Genomic DNA, 18,490 nt, shown 5'->3' on the forward strand with positions numbered 1-18,490 from the left:
GCGCGCTCGGCCTTGGCCAAGACCATAGGTCTCGGCCGCAAACCGAAAGAGTCGGAAACGCCGGCGCCGGCGAAGCGCACCGGCAAGAAGGTCGCAGCCTGACTTTATCTCTCGAGGGTTGTGCGGAGCGAGCGGCTGCTATCGGCATGATCTGCGCAGAATAAGAAAAGGCGGGGGACCAAACCACGCCTTACCTCGCGTTCATTCGCTCTTGCCGGGACGCAGGTGAAAATTTCAGCCAGCTTTGCTGAGGCTACCGGCAGAGGACTTGCCAGTGCGGCGGTCCTGTCCGATCTCATAGTTGATCTTCTGGCCGTCATTCAGCGTCGAGAGGCCAGCGCGTTCGACAGCGGAAATGTAGTTCGGCCGGATGCGCGGACTAAGATTCAAGATCAGCATTGGCGGGATGAAACCGAGCGAACCAGTTCGGGCGCGATCGCCTTTCCATGAAAACAAGCGCCCCGTCTTGAAGGAACACCGTGACAGGGTGAACCACACCGTGCTCATCGGTTGTCCCGACGCGAAGATGAACGGATCCTTGTGCCTGCGTACCAGCATTCAATCGCAGCGCAGGATCTTTGCTTCGAGCGCAGCTGCCACGAAAGTTCTTCAAGCGGCTGGTGGATGAGCTTTACCACGCAATACCTGCAGACAGGCGTCAATCGGCTACCCTCCGTTTCTCGGTCTCACGATGAAGATCGCGCAGCAGAATAGGCGCGGCCTCATTGACATCGAATGGCAGAGTATGATTTCGAGCAACTCTTGTTCTGACCCCTATCTGGTCGCCAAAATTCCGACCGCCTGCCGACGTAACGACTCGAGAGTTTGAAACTCGGGGACCAAGTCGCCTAGCCGCTTGGAGCGTCTCTTGTGCCTGATCCATACCGGAGACATGCCGGCGCGCAGTGAACCACCAACATCTGCAATCCAGTCGTCGCCGACAAAAATGCATCGTTCTGGCGCTATCGCCAGCCGCCTAGCGACCTCTATGAAAATCTGACGATGCGGCTTACGGAATCCGAGCAATGCGGAGGTGACAACTGCGTCAAACATCTCAGGTGACAGATCTACAGAGTTGAGGTGGTCGGTGATGTCGTATTCCCAGTTCGAGCAGAGGCCGATTTTCAACCCGTTCGTGCGAAGGAGGTCGAGCAATGCAGTGGCGCCGGTCGCTCTTTTCATCGTAAATCGCGATTGCTGCTCATATAATTCGTGAGCTAACGATTGGACGCGGATGCCGGGGACACCAACGACCTTTAGGAGGGCCGATAAATTTGACCTCATCCACGAAGCGTGGTCGGGCTGCGAGTCAAGTGTCGGCATAGCCGTCCCGTCGAAAGCATTTGGCTCAAAAAGCGCTATCAAATGCTCGTTGCACTTGTACCCTTGCTCCGATAGAACGGCTGAAGGAGGGGTTGGCAATTCATCACCGAGTGCAAGGGTATTGTAGAAGTCAAATATTACTGCTTCTGCTCTTTCCATGATGACACGCAATCGCTGCGGCTGCCCTGTATGATCAATTGCCTTTGAAGAAAGAGAGGGCATCTCACCGCCCCCCCCGCTCAGCACTACGCTGGTTCATTTTTTGGTCCGGCCCTGTGGCTCGAACTAGGCGCGCTCTGATTCCAAGGAACATTGGAATTTCGAGCCGTGAATTGCGCTCCGCCTTCCTTTCTTGTTCGGCACCCGATGGTGCAGGAGCAGGCATTTCAAGGAACCTCTCTAATACAAGCCCCGCTTCGCTAAGTGTATTTATGTATACTTGCAGTGGCCGATGATAGGTCCACGTCGAGCCCTGCTTCGGCCCGGCGTATTCCTGCATAGGAATGTCTAGAGGTGTCAAATACCTATCTATACGCCTGTATTGCAATTTTCGACCATCATCCCACCCCCACCCACTTTGACGAGGAATCCTGAAACACGGGTGCACCATTATTATTACGAGCACCCCATCAGGCTTCAGCGCCCACGCGGCTGAACGCATTGCCGCCTCCAGTGGGTTGATGTCTTGTATGCTTAGGAGAAAGAAGGCTTTGTCGAATTGCTGCTGACCTATGAAGGGCTGCGCTTGAAGTTTGGTCGCATCGCCGACATGAAACGCGGCCGCGTCGTGATTTTTCTTTGCGACCGCTATGAGTTTCTTGCTGGCGTCGACGCCTGCATACTTCGCGCCTTTTTCTGTCAAGGCGCGATACGGTGCTCCAGCGCCACAGCCCATATCGAGAATTTTGTCTCCATGGGCCGGCGAAAGCAGGTCGACTAGCGCGGGGATCGCCACGTCGCGGTGATGACGGCTGCCAAATGGCCCGGACCAACCAGCATACCAGTCCGCAACACCATCCCAGCTTCGACTTACGCGATGCGGGGTATCCGAGCTCGTCCGCGAAAGGTGTTGAGGCGGTGTTGTTGTGCCGGGCACTTTTCTTCGCTTTTGTCGCATCGCTAGCAAATTCCTTTAGATGCGCGCGTCAGATCACCTCACCCATGCTTTGGCAGTTCGGATGATTGCGGACTTCTGTTGAACCATAGCCGGTTACCGCAGATTGCGGTGGAGCGGCGCGTCAGTTGCGCGGCTCCCCGGCCAACGGAAAATGCTCTCTTGTTAGCCTGGTGCCAGGCGGAACCCCAATGTCGTCGTACGGCATTCGCTCTTCTCCGAGCCATAGGGTTCCCTCGGCTATAAATCTGAGGACGAACGCGAACCGCGGCTCGCCACTCCTGTTCGCTGTCGATCCATGCCAAACCAGTCCGTGATGCACTCCGCACTGACCGGCTTCAAAGTCGTAGGTTACGACCTTGTATCCTTCGGCGGCTGGATCGCGGGGTAGGGCAGGTAGTCCAGGACGCGCCTCTTTCATGAAGGGCTCCTCGGACCCAAAGCCGACCGGCAGCCTTTCGCCGAAAAAGTGCGTGCCTGGCGCAACTTCCATCGCGCCATTGCTCGCGTCGATTTTGTCCAAAGCAAACCAGAATGTGAGGGCAGTTGGCTCACCGATTGGCCAGTACGAGTAGTCTTGGTGCCATGGCAAATACTTCGACTGCGGAGCTTTCACGACTACGTTGTCTTCAAAAAGTAGAGCGTTTTCCGCGTTCAAGAGGACGCGAGCCACCGCGGCGAACTTCTCCGACGTTGCCAGTCGCCGGAAGCGTTCATCAGACTTCCAAAGATTGAAGAGAAATGGAAAGGTGTGCACCTTGGTCTCCTCATCGTTGACCTCAAACGTGTAGACAGGTTTGTCTCCGGTTGAGACGCTCTTGATCCGGATCTCGTCAGTGAGCTCGTAGAGCCCTGTCTGGAACGTACCCGACATATGCTGAAGGATGCCGTTCTTGATTTCCGCGACCTCGGCCGGTGAGAGGAGATTGAGCGGTGCGAGAAAACCATCCCGTTCGTAATCTCGCAGCTGCTGCGTCGTCAGAGCATTTTTCATTGAGGCAACTCCGCTAGCAGTAATGTCGCCCCTATCTCAGAACCCCTTGGGCCTTCGGGGCATCCGGTGCGTGCTTTCCAGGGCGTCCAAATTGACACTTCCATAGTTTTATGCGATATTTTTCTAATGTCAATTGCTTTTCACTGTCTGTGTCATTGTTAGATTCGCCTAATGGCCTGTCGGCTCGTCGCCGCGCCTGGCAATTGTTGCCGACACCAGCGTCCTGTGCGCGGTGCACAAGGCCTCAATCCGGACGCAACTCCCGAAAAATCGGGTGTTTATCGGTCGCCGCGGTCAAGGCAGCCTTGTTTTGGCATGCTGGCGGCTGTCAACCCAATGGTTTCTCGTGTCGAATTTTTGCTGATCGTGACCAAGGCGCGACCATTTTGAGGCCGTTGTGACCGTCGCTCTCCATACAGAAATGTTTCGCGCAAACGATGTAGAACAGGACATTGAGCTCGCGAGAGCGACCGGCTATCGAGGGATTGAACTTCAAATCTCAAAACTTGAGAAGGCGCTTGCGCGAGGAGTTACCCCGGCCGACCTAGTGGCACGTCTAAGCGGACTCCAGGTGCCGATGCTCGATGCGATCACTATTGACGACACGTGGAGCGGAAAGCCCCGACCGCTCAATTTTATTACTAGAGTTTGTGATATCGCGACCCGTTTAAACTGCCCAGCAATCCAGCTTGTTGTCCTGTCGGATTTCGCGTCAGTTCTCGCTCGAGACAGGGCAAAATGGGTTTACGATCGGGTTTATCCCCTTGCGGATATCGCCAGGTATTCCGGCATAAGGTTGGTCATTGAGCCTGTGTGCTTTTCGGGGTTCTCCTCCCTTCGTCAAGCATTGGAATTGGTCCACCTTCTCGGGGTCGATGTATCGAGCGTAGTGCTAGACACTTGGCACCTCAACGCCTCGGGAACAACGCCCGAGAGCCTTTGCGATCTCGATCCTTCACTTGTGGCATGCGTTCATATCTCTGATTCGCAGAAGCCGCAAAGCGGCGGATGGACCGATCGACTGCGATGTCGCTTGCCAGGAACAGGCGTTGTGCCTGTGGCCGAATATATTTCAGTGATTCAGTCGATTGGCTACTCGAAATTCTGGACTGTTGAAGCGCACGGAAGAGAAGAGTTCGGACCAATCTCAGATTTCAGTTTGGCTGAACGCATGCGCCTCGCAACGGACAATTTGCTGCAACGAGGGCGTCGCGGCAGCGCGTTATAGGAGACTTGTTCTATGATAACAGGAAACATCCCGCAGCCGAAAATAATTCTTGAGGGTACGCATCTTACGAAGAAGACCGATGTCGCTTTTGCGCTTGCGGAGCACGTGGATATCGTAGGTCATCGGAAGCGACGTTGGCACATTCCGTTGATCTCCTCAGAGTGGGAAACGCTCTCAGACCGACAGCCCACCAAGACAAGTCCGGGGCGGAGTATGATTGACTTCCTTGACGGTGACGAGCCGTGGGTTTTTGCATGCTTTGACACCTACACGAAGCTTTTGGAGCTGAACAGAGAATATTACTGGATTATTGACCGTTTTCATATTTCGGCGATCGCTCATCAGCGTCTGCATCAGGGAAAACGGCTAGACTTAGGCTGGGTGGACGATCGCCTTGCTATGATCGGGTGTGTACTGGTCCACCTCAATCGCAGTCCTGATACTTTCAGTGAGGCGAGGCAAGAGCGGCTCCGCTACTCTGAGAATCCGCATCGCTATGATGATATCGACATGTTTTTGAGAGAACAGGATCTAATGGCAGACTTGGTTCAAGCCTCTGCCATCAAATCCACCACGGTGGATGTTTCCGATGGAGATGTCCCGCGGATTTCGCAGCAAATCCTTGATTGGTGCAAATCCGAAGGTTTGTTCTATCGCCCGGAGAACGCATCCAATCCCCTTACGGGACTCAGAAATGAGGTTATTTGCGAATAGATCTTCCACCCTGAGCCTTCAAGCGCGACGCGCGCAGCGCGCGAACAACTGTTCGTGATTGTCATCTCGCGAATTTCCACGCGCGAGTTCTTCCATTTCCGATGTCTTTAGGGCTAATCCAGTGGACACTAAGATTTCTCACGGGTTCATCCGCTCTTCACGCGAAGGATAATCTTATGACCAAATCTGGAGGAGTCTCGGAAGTAAACTGGTCTGCCGTCGATCAGATACCAGGCTACGTCACGCGCGATGTTCAGCGATTAACGTGGCATTTTCTTCGGTTTCATGCTGAGAACGCTCCAATTAGATCGGTGCTGGAGTTTGGTGTGTTCAAGGGAAAGTATTTCAGCGTTCTAGCGGGCATCGTAAAGGATTTTGACATTCCAGTTGTCGGCGTAGATGCATTCTTAGCTGTTGTCGGAGAAAAGTTGCCACCGCAGGGCCAATCGGTTGAACAGGACCGTGTGCTTTCGGCAATTTCATCAGTCGCGGGAAGAACGGACAATGTGACACTTCTCAACAGCTACACGAGAGAACTAGATGAAGATTATTTGAAGTCACTCTCCCCGCAAGGGTATAGTTTCATAAGCGCTGACGGGGGCCACGACGCCGACGACGCGGAAACGGATATTGGCATAGCGGACCGACTGCTTGCCGATTTCGGAATTATAGCATTCGATGGAGCGTATGACGCGGTTTGTCCAGGTGTTGCTGAGGGCCTGTTTCGATATCTTCTGAGCCAATCGCCGGATTTAGAGCCATTTGCAACTTGTGGCAGCAAGGTCTTTTTTGCGCGCCCACAGAGCGCCCGCGCATATCGAGCTTTCGCTCGCGCGCTGGCCTCTGACCCAGATAGTGATTTGCCCTCGGCGTGGCAGAATATCGAGAGGATCAGGGCGAATAGCGAAATACGTTGGTTGCCTAGATTGCTTGGCGCCGAGGTAGTCTCGTTCGCATCCAAATCATAGTCCATACCATAGCGAGCCACGCTAGGACGCGTCCCCATAAACGGGGTTTATGTTGGCGGTTGTCTGTGATTCAATCTCCGCTGAAAGGAGATTGCGATGCGCTGTCCACGAATTGAGCGACGAAGAATGGTCCGTTATTGGGCCGCTTCTCCCGAGAAACAGCCGAGGCGTTGAACGTGTTGATGATCGCCGGGTGATCAATGGAATCCTTCGGCGCTTTAGAACTGGTTCATCCTGGCGTGATGTGCCGGAACGTTATGGTCCACGAACGACGCTTTACAATCGGTTCTCTTGGTGGCGAAAAGCGGGCGTATGGGACCGTCTTTGGGCGCCGTTTCAAAGCGTTATGATGGTGACATCGTCATGATCGATTCCTCTTGCGTTCGCGTCCATCAGCATGGTGCCAACGCTAAAAAAGGGGCACTGCCGATCCTTGCATGGGACGTTCCCGCGGCGGCCTGACGACAAAGATCCATGCTCTTGTCGGTGCAGATGGCCGACGGTTCGGCTGGAACTCACCGCCGGTCAGGCTGCCGATGCACCCATGGCCGAAAAGCTGCTGAGCGACCTGCAGACCGGCGCAACGATCCTTGCCGACAAGGCATACGATACCGACGCAATTCGTACCTCCGCCGAGCAACAGAAATGCCCGCAAAAGCCAGTCGCGAACAGACTTTCAGCTTCAGCCGTTGGGTCTACCGTCGACGCGATCTTGTGGAGCGTTTCTTCAACCGCATCAAGCAGAGTGCGCGGCTTGGCCACGCGATATGATCGGCGCGCAGACAACTATCTCGCCGCAATCAAACTCGCAGCAACAAGGAAATGGATCGCATCAGTTAACGGGTCCGCATCCTAGATCCGCTCGTCTTTGGCTTACTGTCTTCGCGCTCGGTCCGTACAGTACGCCTCTGGCGAGGGCCGCCTTGCGCGAGCATGGCACGGTAGCGAAGCTGCGCTCTTAAGGTCATCCGTACGAGCGTAGTTAGCAGCACAGCATGAGCCATGTGACGTTATTGACCGGGCCGGAGCGTCGTCGTCGCCTGCTTGATCACCTTCGTCCGCGCACCATTGTGCTGGCCGATAAGGCATATGACGCCGATCGCATCTGGGAGCTGATCCAGGAGCACGGCGCCACGCCAAACATCCCGCCCAAGAGCAACCGCAAATGGAAGCCGTGCTTCAGCAAGCGGCTCTACCGCGAGCGCAACCTGATCGAACGCTTCTTCTCAAAGCTGAAGCACTTTCGCCGCGTCGCCACCCGCTATGACAAGCTCGCCGCAAACTTCCTCGCTATGATCCAGCTTGCCTCAATACGGCTGTGGCTCCGTGCTTACGAGTCTACGGCCTAGATGAGCGCTGTCGCTCCGTTTCTTAGGAGCGAGCGTTATGCAGGCTGATAAAAGCCCCGGTGGTGTTCTCGACTGAGTGACAGCGACAATGTGAGCTTCTCTCCTGTGGAGATTAAGGGCGAATAGCCCGAGATGTGCGAGCGTGCGATCATTTTTGCTCTGCCGCAATGAAGTGCGCTATGACCGAAGTCGAGCAAACATGGGAAATCTCTTTCGTCTTCGGTTGACGTGAACCGCTCGAGATTGGCCCGACTGAAAAACACGGGAAGGGCCCATAATGTCATCTAGCAAATTTACTGCGAGCGAGCGCCCAAAGTTCATATTAATATGTGGCCTTCCTGGTTCCGGAAAGAGCGTACTCGCCCGGTTCGTTGAACGTAAACTATCGGTAGTGCGTTTCAGCCCTGACGAGTGGATCGTCCGACTCGCGGGCGACGGCTATAACGAGACGTTTCGTGGTAACGTCGAGAAGCTTCAATGGACCATGGCCAGACGGTTGTTGTCCAATGGTATAGGTGTTGTATTAGAGAATGGATTCTGGTCTAGAGAGGAACGGGAAACATATCGTAGACAGGCTTCCTATATCGGAGCAACAACGATAATACTTTATCTTAAGGTGCCAAAAGCGGAATTGAAGCGTCGTATTGCGGCCCGAAATGAAAACCTGCCAGAGTATACTCTCTATGTAAACCCGGCAGAGATCGATGACTGGGAGCCGATGTTTACCGAGCCATCCGCTACGGAACTATCGGCTTGGCACAAAAGCAAGGTATTTGTAGCGACAGAGCATCCGACCAACGGGTCGGACGAAAGCGGTGTCCATTATGACCTCGATCTTTGACGTGGGAGACCGCCAGCCTGCTTGAATTGGGCGATCAGCAGGCTATCCCACTGTGCTGCTGCGGCCTGTGAGGGCGCGCACTTGCACGATGGCCCGCGGAGACTGGCAACACCGACCGCACGATCGGGGGGCCGACACCGGCCCATCGTCCGGTCAACAAAGACACTTTCACCATAGCCGTCGACCTGGAGGAATCCGCCGAAGCCGGCGAGATGAGCGATCGGTCGTTCCACCGTAAGCGATGCCCCGACCCCCTTTCTGCGAGTGGGGTGAACGGCGTTGTTCGGAGTCTTGGAGGGCTTCGACATATTGTCGATTTCAGAGCTTAAGCATGTGTCGGAGCTGGCGCAGCGGATCGAGGTCTTCACCGGGCACGGCCGCCGGCGGAGCTGGACCGTGGCCGACAAGCTGGCGATTGTGGCGGAGAGCTACGATCCTGGCGCGAGTGTCTGCAATGTGGCGCGCATGGAAGAGGTGCTCGATCTCTATGCCGAAGCGCCCGATCCGGAGCGCCCGGTAGTCTGCTTCGACGAAACCCCGGTGCAGCTCATAGGCGAGGTCCGTCAGCCCATTCCGGCCGAGCCGGCCAGCTCGAACGTTACGACCACGAGTACCGCCGCAACGGCACCGTCAATCTCTTCGTCTTTCTCGACGTCAATCGGCCTTGGCGAAGGGTCAAGGTCACCCAACGGCGCACCGCACGAGACTACGCTCATTGCATGCGCGATCTCGTCGACTTCCATTATCCCGAGGCCACCTGCATCCGCGTCGTGCAGGACAATCTGTCGACCCACTCGGCCGGGGCCCTCTACGAAGCCTTCCCGCCAGCCGAAGCCTGCCGCATCCTGCGCCGCCTGGAGTTCCACTGCACGCCCAAGCACGCCAGCTGGCTCAACATGGTCGAGATCGAGATCGGTGTTCTCAGCAGCCAGTGCCTGGATCGGCGTATCGGTGACGCCAAGCGCCTCAGCAGCGAGATCGCCGCATGGGAGCACTAGCGAAATGCCGCCGGCGCTCGCATAAATTGGATGTTCACAACCGACAAGGCCCGAGCCAAAATGGGCCGCGCCTATCCTGAAGCAGGCAAAGAGTCAGAATCACTGTGAAAAGGTACTAGAAGCATCGGGCCTCACGGTGAGGATCACGTTCCAGCTTGCGGTCGGGAGCATAGACATAGACGACGCCGGGCGGGTCGACGCCGCCCCAGGGCCGGTCATCGCGGGCATAGGCCCAGAGCTGGCCTGTCTTTGTCGATGCCGGCTCAATACTCCAAAAGTGCCGTTTGAATCTTCCCCAGTTTAGCGCTGTCGCCGGTCTTCCGGAGCGCGCTCCGGGAGACCGGCGGCGCGTGATCGTTGATGCTTCTCCTGATGGTCGGGAGAGGGATTTCGGTGATCAAGATCGGGGAGATGATGATGATACTGGATTTGCATCGGCAGGGCCTGTCGGTGTCGGCGATCGCCAGGGAGAGCGGGATCGACCGCAAGACGGTGCGCAAATACATTGCGCGCGGGCTCGAGGCTCCGGCCTACGGACCGCGCAAGCCGCGTCAGGCGATGATCGATCCCTTCACAGCCTATCTTCGCGAACGCGTCACGCGATACCCGGGCTCACCGGCAGCCGGCTTTTCCGCGAACTGAAGGACCTCGGCTATGGCGGCGGCTACACGGCCGTTACCGACTTCCTGCGCGACGTCCGTCCTGCCGCGGCGGAGCGTGGATACGAGGTTCGCTTCGAGACCCCGCCCGGCGAGCAGGCACAGGTCGACTTCGCCCAGTTCAATGTCGTCTTTGCCGATGAGCCGACCACGCCGAGAATCGTCTGGCTATTCTCCATGGTGCTTGGCTTCAGTCGCCTTATCTGGGCACGCTTCGTCGTCCACCAGGATTTGCCGACTGTCTTGCGCTGCCATGCCGGGGCTTTCGAGGCGCTGGGCGGCGCTCCTCGCGAAAAGCTTTACGACCGTATGAAGACGGCTGTGATCGGCGAAGGCGATACCGGCGGCATCGTCTACAACCGTGCCCTCGTCGATCTTGCCCGCCACTATGGTTCCATCCCAAGGCGTGTCGGCCTTACCGCGCCAAAACGAAAGGCAAGGTCGAGCGGCCGTTCCGCTACATTCGCGAGGACTTCTTCCTGGCCCGGTCCTTTCGCAATCTCGAAGACCTGAACGCCCAGTTGCGTCACTGGCTGGACACGGTCGCAAACCCGAGGGTTCACGCCACCACAAGGCGTGTCGTCAACGAAGCTTTCGCCGAGGAGCGGGCAGCGCTGCGGCCGCTGCCACTGGCTCCGTTCCGATCGGTCCTGAAGCTCGAGCGACGCATCAGCCGGGAGGGCATGGTCAGCGTCGGCGGCAATTTCTACAGCGTGCCCGACGCTACCAGGCGCCGTGTCGTTGAGGTGCACACGCTGGCCGAAGAGGTTCGCATCTTCGAGGACGGGCGCGCTCATTGCCACCCATCCCATCCTCGAAGGCCGACACCAGCGTCATGTCGAGCCGGGTCATCGCAACATCCACGTCCACAAGCGCCGACAAAGACTGAGGAACGACGAGGTCATCCTTCATGGCTTGGGCGACAGGGTCGCTCAGCGGCCTGCAGGAACGCATTCGCTTCTTCTGCCGGCCTGCTCTGCTCGTTGTCGATGAGATCGGCTACTTGCCCGTCGTCCACGGTGGCGGCAATCTGTTCTTCCAACTCGTCAACGCCCGCTACGAGAAGGGCGCAATGATTCTCACCTCAAACCGCGGCTTTGCCGAATGGGGCGAGGTCTTCGGCGACCCTGTCGTCGCAACCGCACTTCTCGATCGCCTGCTTCACCATGCGGTCGTCGTCCAGATCGAGGGATCGAGCTATCGGCTCCGTCAGCACGCCGAGCTCATGCCCGAACACCTGCGATCAAAAGCCTCCATCACGCCGCCGACATTAACTCCACCATCGCGGCCGCGCGGCCGGCCACCGAAAAATGGACACCCCTCCGCGACAGTCTGAGCGGCGAAACTGGGGAATTTTACTTCGGCACTTTTGGGGAAAATCCGAGCGGCATTGACAGTCTTCGTTTGGCCCGACCGGGATCGAGCACGGGCGCCGTGGTCTCGTCTGCGAACAACTTGCGAGGCTTTTAGCACCGCCAGCATCCGTTGATGCACGGGCCGCAGCAGGAAGGCCGCGCGTCCGACCCAGTCGGCCAGCGTCGAGCGGTCGAGCGCGACGCCCTGGCGCGCATAGGTCTGGGCCTGACGGTAAAGCGGCAGATGATCTGCGTATTTCGAGACGAGCACCTGGGCCACCGTCGCCTCGGCCGGGATGCCGCCCTCGATCAGCCGGGCCGGTGCCGGCGCCTTCACCACGATGCCCTCGCAGGACCGGCAGACGTATTTCGCGCGGCGCAGCACGAGCCTGCGGAACTGGGCCGGCACGATGTCGAGGCGCTCAGCCACATCGCGATGGAGCTTGTCGGCACAGCAGGGGCAGATGTTGCTCTCGATATCGACCACCGTCTCGATCCGCTGCAGATGCAGCGGCCGCGCGCCGCGGTTCGCGCGGCGCTGGCGCGCCCCCGGGCCGCCTTCTCGGCCTCTTCCAGCTCCAGCAGAAACTGATCCTCCGGCGGCCTCTCGGCCGGCGACCTAAGCGATGCCGTGCGTTCCTTAACGATCTGGCGTATCAGTTGCGCCTTGATCTGCGCGAGCTCGTTCGTTCGGCGCCGCCCGGCCGATCAGGCCGTCCTGGCGTCTGTTTCAGCCATGAGGGGAAAAGAGGCGGTCAAGCTCTTAGCGCGGCCCGCTGTGGTCAGCGATTTTGCGAGCCGTCCCCTTCAAGCGGTTCCGGTTCGCCTGTTAAGGCTTGAGATGGTGCAGCCAGTCACTGCGCGGTCGCCCCATTTGCGAGATGCGGAAGTCTCGCACGAACTTGCCGAATCCAGTTGAAAGTGGAGTGCTTGCTGTCCACCCGAGAAGGCTCTTAGCCCGGCCGGGATCACCAACAAACTCGGATACATCAAACGTCCGAGGGGTTGATTCCGTCAGTGCTGGCTCCGAGCCATTCTCAGCAAACTGCACAGACAGGTGGGCGAGGTGTCCTAGTGTAGTTCCTTCTCCCGACACGAAGTGAATAGGAGGAAGTGCTTCTCCGTGTGAGGTCGCCGTTACAAGGGCGTGGAGCCCCTTTGCCACATCGCTCACATGCGTAAAATCGAACACGTTGTCCGCACCATCTATGCGAAGCGTACCGCCAAAAGCTGCCGTACGTGCAAACGCAACGGCAACTCGGTCGGAGTGATCTTCTATCGAGCCATACACATTTGAAAACCGGCAAATATTCGCTGTCAAGCGCGCCAGTTTTGCGTCCGCCAGCATTTGCTCTCCACGAACCTTTGTATTGGCATAGACATTTAGCGGATCGAACCGCGCGTCCTCCCTTACAGGGAGATGACTCGCTTGCCCATACACCTCCCTACTGCTGGCGAAGACAAGCCAAGGTGTTTTACCCATTTCTGCAAGAGCGGAAATTAGTGTGCGCAGGCCACCGACATTCACGGATTCCGCTAGATTCGGTCGCTGTTGAGCCCACACGACACGTGATACTGCCGCCAAGTGCACAACGCCGTCCACCCCAACGAGTGCTTTCTGGATGGAGCTACGGTTTCGGATGTCCTCGGTCGCATCCCTGCGAAAATCGAACTCCCGAACCTCGATATGATCGTTACGAAGGAGCCGCACTAGTTCGCGGCCGAGCAATCCCTCGGATCCGGTGACCAGTATCATGGGGTCGCCTCCAGAATGAAGGGAGACGCCGAGCTCGTCCGGAAACAGACCAATCCATCATCTTGAAGCCGCTCACAGATATCTGCGATGGGCTCAAATGTGTCGAGCTGCAGTTTCTCGGCTATCTCGCCTATGGAAGTGTTGCCGTCGATCAAGCCGAGCACATCAGCACAGAATTCTTGCACGGTGCGGCTGTATCCGGTGCCGGTCGTCACTGTGTGCGTCGGCGACGCCCAAATCCCTCCTTCGTAATCACGTCGGCACGCCATTTGTTTTAGAACGTTCAAACACGGAACGAGATGCTTTCGGCACTCATGATGAAGCGACGCGACTCGGGTCTTTGTAATGCGGCGGCTCTCAAGGTATAAAACGTCAAAATTGCTCGAGAGAAAGCAATTGATGGCGTCTTCAGGCGTCTCAACTATTGGCTCACCCCGAATGTTTAAGGAGGTATCGAGAACGAGAGGGACACCTGTGATTTCGAAAAACGATTCGATAAGCTGTCTATATCCTCCAGGGCACTCGGCTCCGACGGTCTGCACGCGGCACGTCTGATCGATATGGCAGACGCTCTTGATAGCATCCCTTTGCGAGTCCACGACATTGACGACGGTTAACATAAACGGGTCGGGCTGCGCCAATTCAAAGTAGTAAAGCGCCCTTTCTTCCAGCACAGATGCAGCATATGGTCGGAACGGCTCGCGGAACTTGACCGACTGATTTAGGTATTGTTTCACGTCGCCGCTACGAGGATCGGCGAGAATGCTCCTGTGACCCAGAGCGCGAGGGCCAAACTCACTTCCCCCTTCAAACCACCCCAGGATTAGCCCATTGGCTAAGTCGCGTGCTGCCGATGCGGGCGCATTGTCGACCCTTTCCACTTGAACCTTGCCACTAGCTTCGCCAATCGCACGATCAACTTCGGCTCCGCTATAGCAACGCCCGTGGAAATCTCTGTAGTTTCTCCACGAAGGCATTGTGCCGGTGCGCTGCCAGTGGCCATACAGCGCCGCTCCGACGGCCACTCCACCGTCGGAAGCCGCCGGCGTCACAAAAACCTCCTCGAACAGCGCGTCCTGCAGGATCAGTGAATTGGCAACACCATTCAAAGCAACGCCGCCACTGATCGCCAAACGACGTTTTTCCGTCTTTTCATAAACCCGCCGCGCCAATGCCCGCATGCCTCGTTCAAGTTCGGATTGCACTTTGGCCGCAACGTTTCGGCACCACGGATCCTTTTCGGGAGGCAGATCCGACCGCGGTGGCAACGAGTAAACCCAATCGGTTTCGACGGATATTCCAGCACCGGACACTCTGACAATTTCTCCGCCAATCGCTTCGGGATCGCCATAGGAAGCTAGGCCCATCGTCTTTCCGGCATGCTTCATGTGCCCGAAGATGTATTGCGATGCGATCGAGTACATGTGGCCGAGGCTTGCGAACTCGAAATATGGCACCACCGATTCCCAGCGCGCCCAGCGCTTGTCCACCAGTTGTAGTTTTCCTGCGGTGACTGCAAACGACGACTCCGCCTCTTCCATGATGTCGGATATCGGCCTAGGCCCAAGGTGAGGACTGTTCTGCAGGAAATGCTCGGCGTAGGAGTAGCCGCTGCCGTCGACGATCAGTATCGCAAGGTCATCCCAGCCGCTAGCTGCCCAAGCATAACACGCGTGAAGGAGATGATGGGAAGGATTGACTATAAGATCGCCTGGAAACCCCATTCTCTCGATTTCCCCCGAGTAACTCGTATGCTGGTACTGATTGATGACAATACATCCGACCTCGTCAATCGACGATAGGTTGCCGGCTGCCATTACATATTCTAAGGATTTATGTGGCATCCCATCAGCATGCTTGATCCTAGTTAGCCTTTCTTCCGCAATCGCCGCCACAATTTCTCCGCCCCTCAGCAAACAGCAAGAGGCATCATGCGCGGTGTTCATCCCTAGTACGTACATAAGTCACCTATATTTTCGGGGGCCATGAATCATCTAAAACAAGCGTTTCCCCCAGGTTTCTGGAATATGCGCATTCTCGATTTCGATATTCAGGTGATAGTTGAATGGGCGGGGACCGCGTTCGCGCATGTACTCGATCATGGACAAGAGCCCCTCTTCCAGGCGCACTTTTGGATGATATCCAAGTAGTCGTTTTGCTTTCTCTCCCGAGCAGTTAGCCAAGTGGACTTCTTTCGGTCGCCCTCGCGTGAACTGAACTTCAAGCTTGAAGTTGAGAAGAGACGCAATTGTGTGCGCGAGCTTTTTGACGGTGATGAATTCATCATCTGGTCCAATATTTATTACCTCTCGGTTGACCTGTGGTGCAGTAGCCATCCGGCAGAGCGGCCCTATCGCGTCATCGATGAAACTGAAGCATCGCATCTGGGACCCGTCGCCATAAATATAGGGCTGGCGACCTTGCAACATCATATTGATAAATATCGCAGCAACATTGCGAAACGGGTCATCGTATTTCTGCCGCGGCCCTATTATGTTATGCGGAACAGCGACCACCCACTCGATATTGTGTACGTCGGCCAGACTTTGAAGTATTAGTTCCGCCGCGTACTTTCCGATCCCGTAGGGATCTTGCGGTTGCGGACGCTGATCCTCCGTAAATGGCACGGAATTAGCTCCGTAGCGTGCCATCGAGGAGCAATAGATCACCCGACGGACGCCGGCGGCTATTGACGCAGAAAAGACCCCGGTTGACGCGGTAACGATGTTCGAGGTTATTAAATGTGGGCTGAATACCGACAGACCTTCATAGGCGGTAGCGGCACAGTGATAGACGACATCGACACCTTGCAGCGCCTCTCGCATCAATTCGAAATTGTTGCAATCCCCCTTGTAGAAACGACACGTCGTGGGGACATTTTCTCGCTCGCCGCCGAGAAGGTTATCAACACCGCTCACCTCATGGCCATCTGACAGCATAGCTTCAGCCAAATGACTTCCTAGAAAGCCCGCGACGCCAGTGATTAAGAGATTTGCCACCGTGAACTCCCCTTTGATCGCAGCTCACAAAACGCTCGGACCTGCGGACAAGGCGCGGGTCCACCCCAAGTTGGCGGGATCGACGAAGCACATAAAAGTGAGCTATGATTTTTATGTGTTAAGACCATAAGCGATGATCGAGCCGAACGCAAGGGTTCGCTTTGATGCGAGCCCGGATCACGACACCCGGTATGGGATGCCTGCTGCTCGCGGAAGAGTTTGCGGACGCCACTCATTAACTGTGGTTGCGGTCGCCAAGGCTGCTCCTGCGGGGGGCCGCCTCGTGATCATCAAAACGAACGCGGGGGTTCACGCAGGCGGTAAAACATGCCTTGGAGAACACCCCTATGGTGCAACGAGGCCATACTCATTTGGGAGACACGTGAATGAAGCGAGACATGTAACGCACCGTGCGGCGACGCCGAGCAGTGTCGTTGACCACCGAGGCAAGGGGTGTTCTGCCTCGCGCTGCCCGTGATACGTGTCATTCTCCAGTTGAGGGTCGCACAGTCCAGATGATAGTCGTCCAGCGGCTGAATGTTATCGCGCTTGGTCAGGTTGAATGTAGAGAAAGCTCATAAGGGAGATCGCTGGGATGGACCACTGGCTGCGAAATCTTCCAGACATGGACGACGCGTTTATCAGCAAGCATGTTGAGCCGCTCGAGAAATTGTACGAGGACCGGGCATACCTGAATGACCGCATTGCAAAGGCTGAGATAGCTGCCCAGCGAGCCGCTCTACAAAGATGGAGCATGGATGAAGTAGGCGCGAGATTCCTCGCTTTCCAGCTATTTGTTCCGCGCCCAAATTTGAGGAAGACCGATGTGTCAGCGGCGCCAGCGGAACGACGATCCTAGGCAGGTGACGCAAACCAGCGCGCAGCATTTTAGCGAGTAGGCGCGTCTAGCAGTGACGCAAAAATACATTGCTTGTGTGCTAAAAAAAAATGTAACATATCCTCAACAAAGGGAATCGCCCGAGTCCCGCTCAGCCGGGAGGCACGTTGAAGTGATGCGCGCTACACTACTGCAACCTATGCACTATCCGGATGACGGATGACCGCGAGACAGCGCGTAGACACTGCAGGGTGTTGCAGCGGGTCGAGGATGCCCAAAATCCGTTGCGATTACCCGCTGATTTTTTCCTGCATAGCTGTTGCGATCGTTGATATTCCCCGTGCCAGTGGGATCGTATCGCAGCAATTGTTACCCTAAGCGCGGGGCGAGAGGTCCAGTGACCAGCGACAATAGAGACGTACGAGGTCCAAAGAATGCTACATTTGGCAAGGCAGTAAAGGAACGAAGGGAGAAAGCAAACAAGAGCAGAAAGCTGAAAGTCGAAGAGAAGCGCGCGAAACTAGTCGCGGCCGGCCTCAAGGTCAACAAGCGCCTCAAGTCTGACCAGCGCGCTGGTAGCGACCGCGTAGCGGAAAGGCGCGCGCGTCGAAGGATGTCTGACGCGCTTGCATCGCTCCGGGATGATATTGCGACACTCCTACGGCTGATTCATTCTGATCAGGCGCTCGTTGAAATGCTCGAAAGCGCACCTGGACGGAGTCAGGCGCGCGAAACGATTGGAATGTCCAGCGAGCAGGATGAGTCTTCGACCGCGTTCCCTGAGTACCATGCGCTTCTTTCTCATCTCAGCTACATGGTCCGCGAATTCGAAGGCCTCATGGAGCAATTTGAAGCTCTTGAGGGCCGGGCGCGCATGATCCCGCTGGTTGATCCTGGGAATGCTAGGACCGCGTCCTATGTGGTCTCTTTGATTGATGTTACACGATATAAAGTAATGACGCGAAGCCTCCGGCAATACGGAATCAATTCGGACGACTATCGCCGCTTATTCGGTTTGCCAGACGATTATATGCTCTGGACAGACGAAGTGAAGCAGACGCGCTCGGAGGTTATATCCGAAACAAGGGTGTGGGAGAAGCACCGCAGGAGAAGACGTTGACCGGACAGGGACCTTGTTCGGCCTGCGCCTGCTTGTAGGAGCAGTTTGTAGCTGTCCGTCCTTCTCCTCGCTTGGTAGCCGATTTGATTAGGTGCTTTGCACGACCTTGGTCAATCGCGCTTGACGAGTCAGCCTCGTAGCGACTGGACCAAGTTTGGGGACGGACCGCCGTCGTGGGAGATCCGAACAGGCCGACCACTGGAGTTCTCCGTCCCGCGCAATAAGTCGACCGGC

At 56.5% G+C, this 18,490-nt stretch carries 12 protein-coding genes and 6 pseudogenes; 10 read left to right on the plus strand and 8 right to left on the minus strand.

The window, feature by feature from the left end; all coding sequences use genetic code 11:
* Window positions 1-234: 234 nt before the first annotated feature.
* The 4 genes from AC0L2A_RS32370 to AC0L2A_RS32385 form a co-directional block, all read right to left on the minus strand.
* Entirely contained in the window at window positions 235-498 is a 264-nt protein-coding gene (locus AC0L2A_RS32370; protein ID WP_473612270.1) for a hypothetical protein, read from the minus strand.
* 276 nt (window positions 499-774) lie between these two features.
* Window positions 775-1,545: an HAD family hydrolase gene (locus AC0L2A_RS32375; protein ID WP_473612272.1), complete on the minus strand. Its 771-nt coding sequence runs from the start codon at window positions 1,543-1,545 to the stop codon at window positions 775-777.
* Window position 1,546: 1 nt separating this feature from the next.
* Window positions 1,547-2,440 carry a class I SAM-dependent methyltransferase gene (locus tag AC0L2A_RS32380; protein WP_473612273.1) on the minus strand — a complete coding sequence of 298 codons (894 nt, stop codon included), beginning with the start codon at window positions 2,438-2,440 and terminating at the stop codon, window positions 1,547-1,549.
* A 121-nt stretch (window positions 2,441-2,561) separates the two neighbouring features.
* Complete coding sequence (locus tag AC0L2A_RS32385) at window positions 2,562-3,431, minus strand: phytanoyl-CoA dioxygenase family protein (protein ID WP_473612274.1); 870 nt, start codon at window positions 3,429-3,431, stop codon at window positions 2,562-2,564.
* 397 nt (window positions 3,432-3,828) lie between these two features.
* Between AC0L2A_RS32385 and AC0L2A_RS32390 the strand changes: the two genes are divergently transcribed.
* The 9 genes and pseudogenes from AC0L2A_RS32390 to AC0L2A_RS32430 form a co-directional block, all read left to right on the plus strand.
* Entirely contained in the window at window positions 3,829-4,659 is an 831-nt protein-coding gene (locus tag AC0L2A_RS32390) for a sugar phosphate isomerase/epimerase family protein (protein ID WP_473612276.1), read from the plus strand.
* Window positions 4,660-4,671: 12 nt separating this feature from the next.
* The gene (locus AC0L2A_RS32395) at window positions 4,672-5,373 is read left to right on the plus strand and encodes a hypothetical protein (protein ID WP_473612277.1); all 702 of its coding nucleotides are present in this window, start codon (window positions 4,672-4,674) and stop codon (window positions 5,371-5,373) included.
* 176 nt (window positions 5,374-5,549) lie between these two features.
* Window positions 5,550-6,341, plus strand: a complete 792-nt coding sequence (locus tag AC0L2A_RS32400) for a class I SAM-dependent methyltransferase (RefSeq protein ID WP_473612279.1) — start codon at window positions 5,550-5,552, stop codon at window positions 6,339-6,341.
* A 49-nt stretch (window positions 6,342-6,390) separates the two neighbouring features.
* Window positions 6,391-7,197 (plus strand): annotated as a pseudogene (locus AC0L2A_RS32405) (IS5 family transposase).
* A gap of 184 nt (window positions 7,198-7,381) precedes the next feature.
* Window positions 7,382-7,690: pseudogene (locus AC0L2A_RS32410) on the plus strand (IS5 family transposase); the annotation flags it as partial.
* A 277-nt stretch (window positions 7,691-7,967) separates the two neighbouring features.
* On the plus strand, window positions 7,968-8,531 hold the full coding sequence (locus AC0L2A_RS32415; protein WP_473612280.1) for a P-loop nucleotide/nucleoside kinase family protein: 564 nt from the start codon (window positions 7,968-7,970) through the stop codon (window positions 8,529-8,531).
* A gap of 456 nt (window positions 8,532-8,987) precedes the next feature.
* Window positions 8,988-9,637 (plus strand): annotated as a pseudogene (locus tag AC0L2A_RS32420) (IS630 family transposase); the annotation flags it as partial.
* A 285-nt stretch (window positions 9,638-9,922) separates the two neighbouring features.
* A pseudogene (gene istA, locus AC0L2A_RS32425) lies at window positions 9,923-11,181 on the plus strand (IS21 family transposase).
* Window positions 11,129-11,524 (plus strand): annotated as a pseudogene (locus AC0L2A_RS32430) (ATP-binding protein); the annotation flags it as partial. The pseudogenes istA and AC0L2A_RS32430, both read left to right, overlap by 53 nt.
* 61 nt (window positions 11,525-11,585) lie before the next feature.
* On the opposite strand, the pseudogene AC0L2A_RS32435 reads toward AC0L2A_RS32430, so the two are convergent.
* The 4 genes and pseudogenes from AC0L2A_RS32435 to AC0L2A_RS32450 all read right to left on the minus strand — a co-directional run.
* Window positions 11,586-12,215: pseudogene (locus AC0L2A_RS32435) on the minus strand (IS66 family transposase); the annotation flags it as partial.
* Window positions 12,216-12,372: 157 nt separating this feature from the next.
* Complete coding sequence (locus tag AC0L2A_RS32440; protein ID WP_473612282.1) at window positions 12,373-13,299, minus strand: NAD-dependent epimerase/dehydratase family protein; 927 nt, start codon at window positions 13,297-13,299, stop codon at window positions 12,373-12,375.
* Window positions 13,296-15,260 carry a carbamoyltransferase family protein gene (locus tag AC0L2A_RS32445; RefSeq protein WP_473612284.1) on the minus strand — a complete coding sequence of 655 codons (1,965 nt, stop codon included), beginning with the start codon at window positions 15,258-15,260 and terminating at the stop codon, window positions 13,296-13,298. The genes AC0L2A_RS32440 and AC0L2A_RS32445 overlap by 4 nt, the downstream gene beginning before the upstream one ends.
* Window positions 15,261-15,293: 33 nt before the next feature.
* Window positions 15,294-16,298, minus strand: a complete 1,005-nt coding sequence (locus tag AC0L2A_RS32450; protein ID WP_473612286.1) for an NAD-dependent epimerase/dehydratase family protein — start codon at window positions 16,296-16,298, stop codon at window positions 15,294-15,296.
* A gap of 1,235 nt (window positions 16,299-17,533) precedes the next feature.
* Here AC0L2A_RS32450 and AC0L2A_RS32455 point away from each other — a divergent pair.
* Entirely contained in the window at window positions 17,534-18,256 is a 723-nt protein-coding gene (locus AC0L2A_RS32455; protein WP_473612287.1) for a MucR family transcriptional regulator, read from the plus strand.
* Window positions 18,257-18,490 lie beyond the last annotated feature (234 nt).

This window comes from Mesorhizobium sp. WSM4844, from assembly GCF_055811775.1.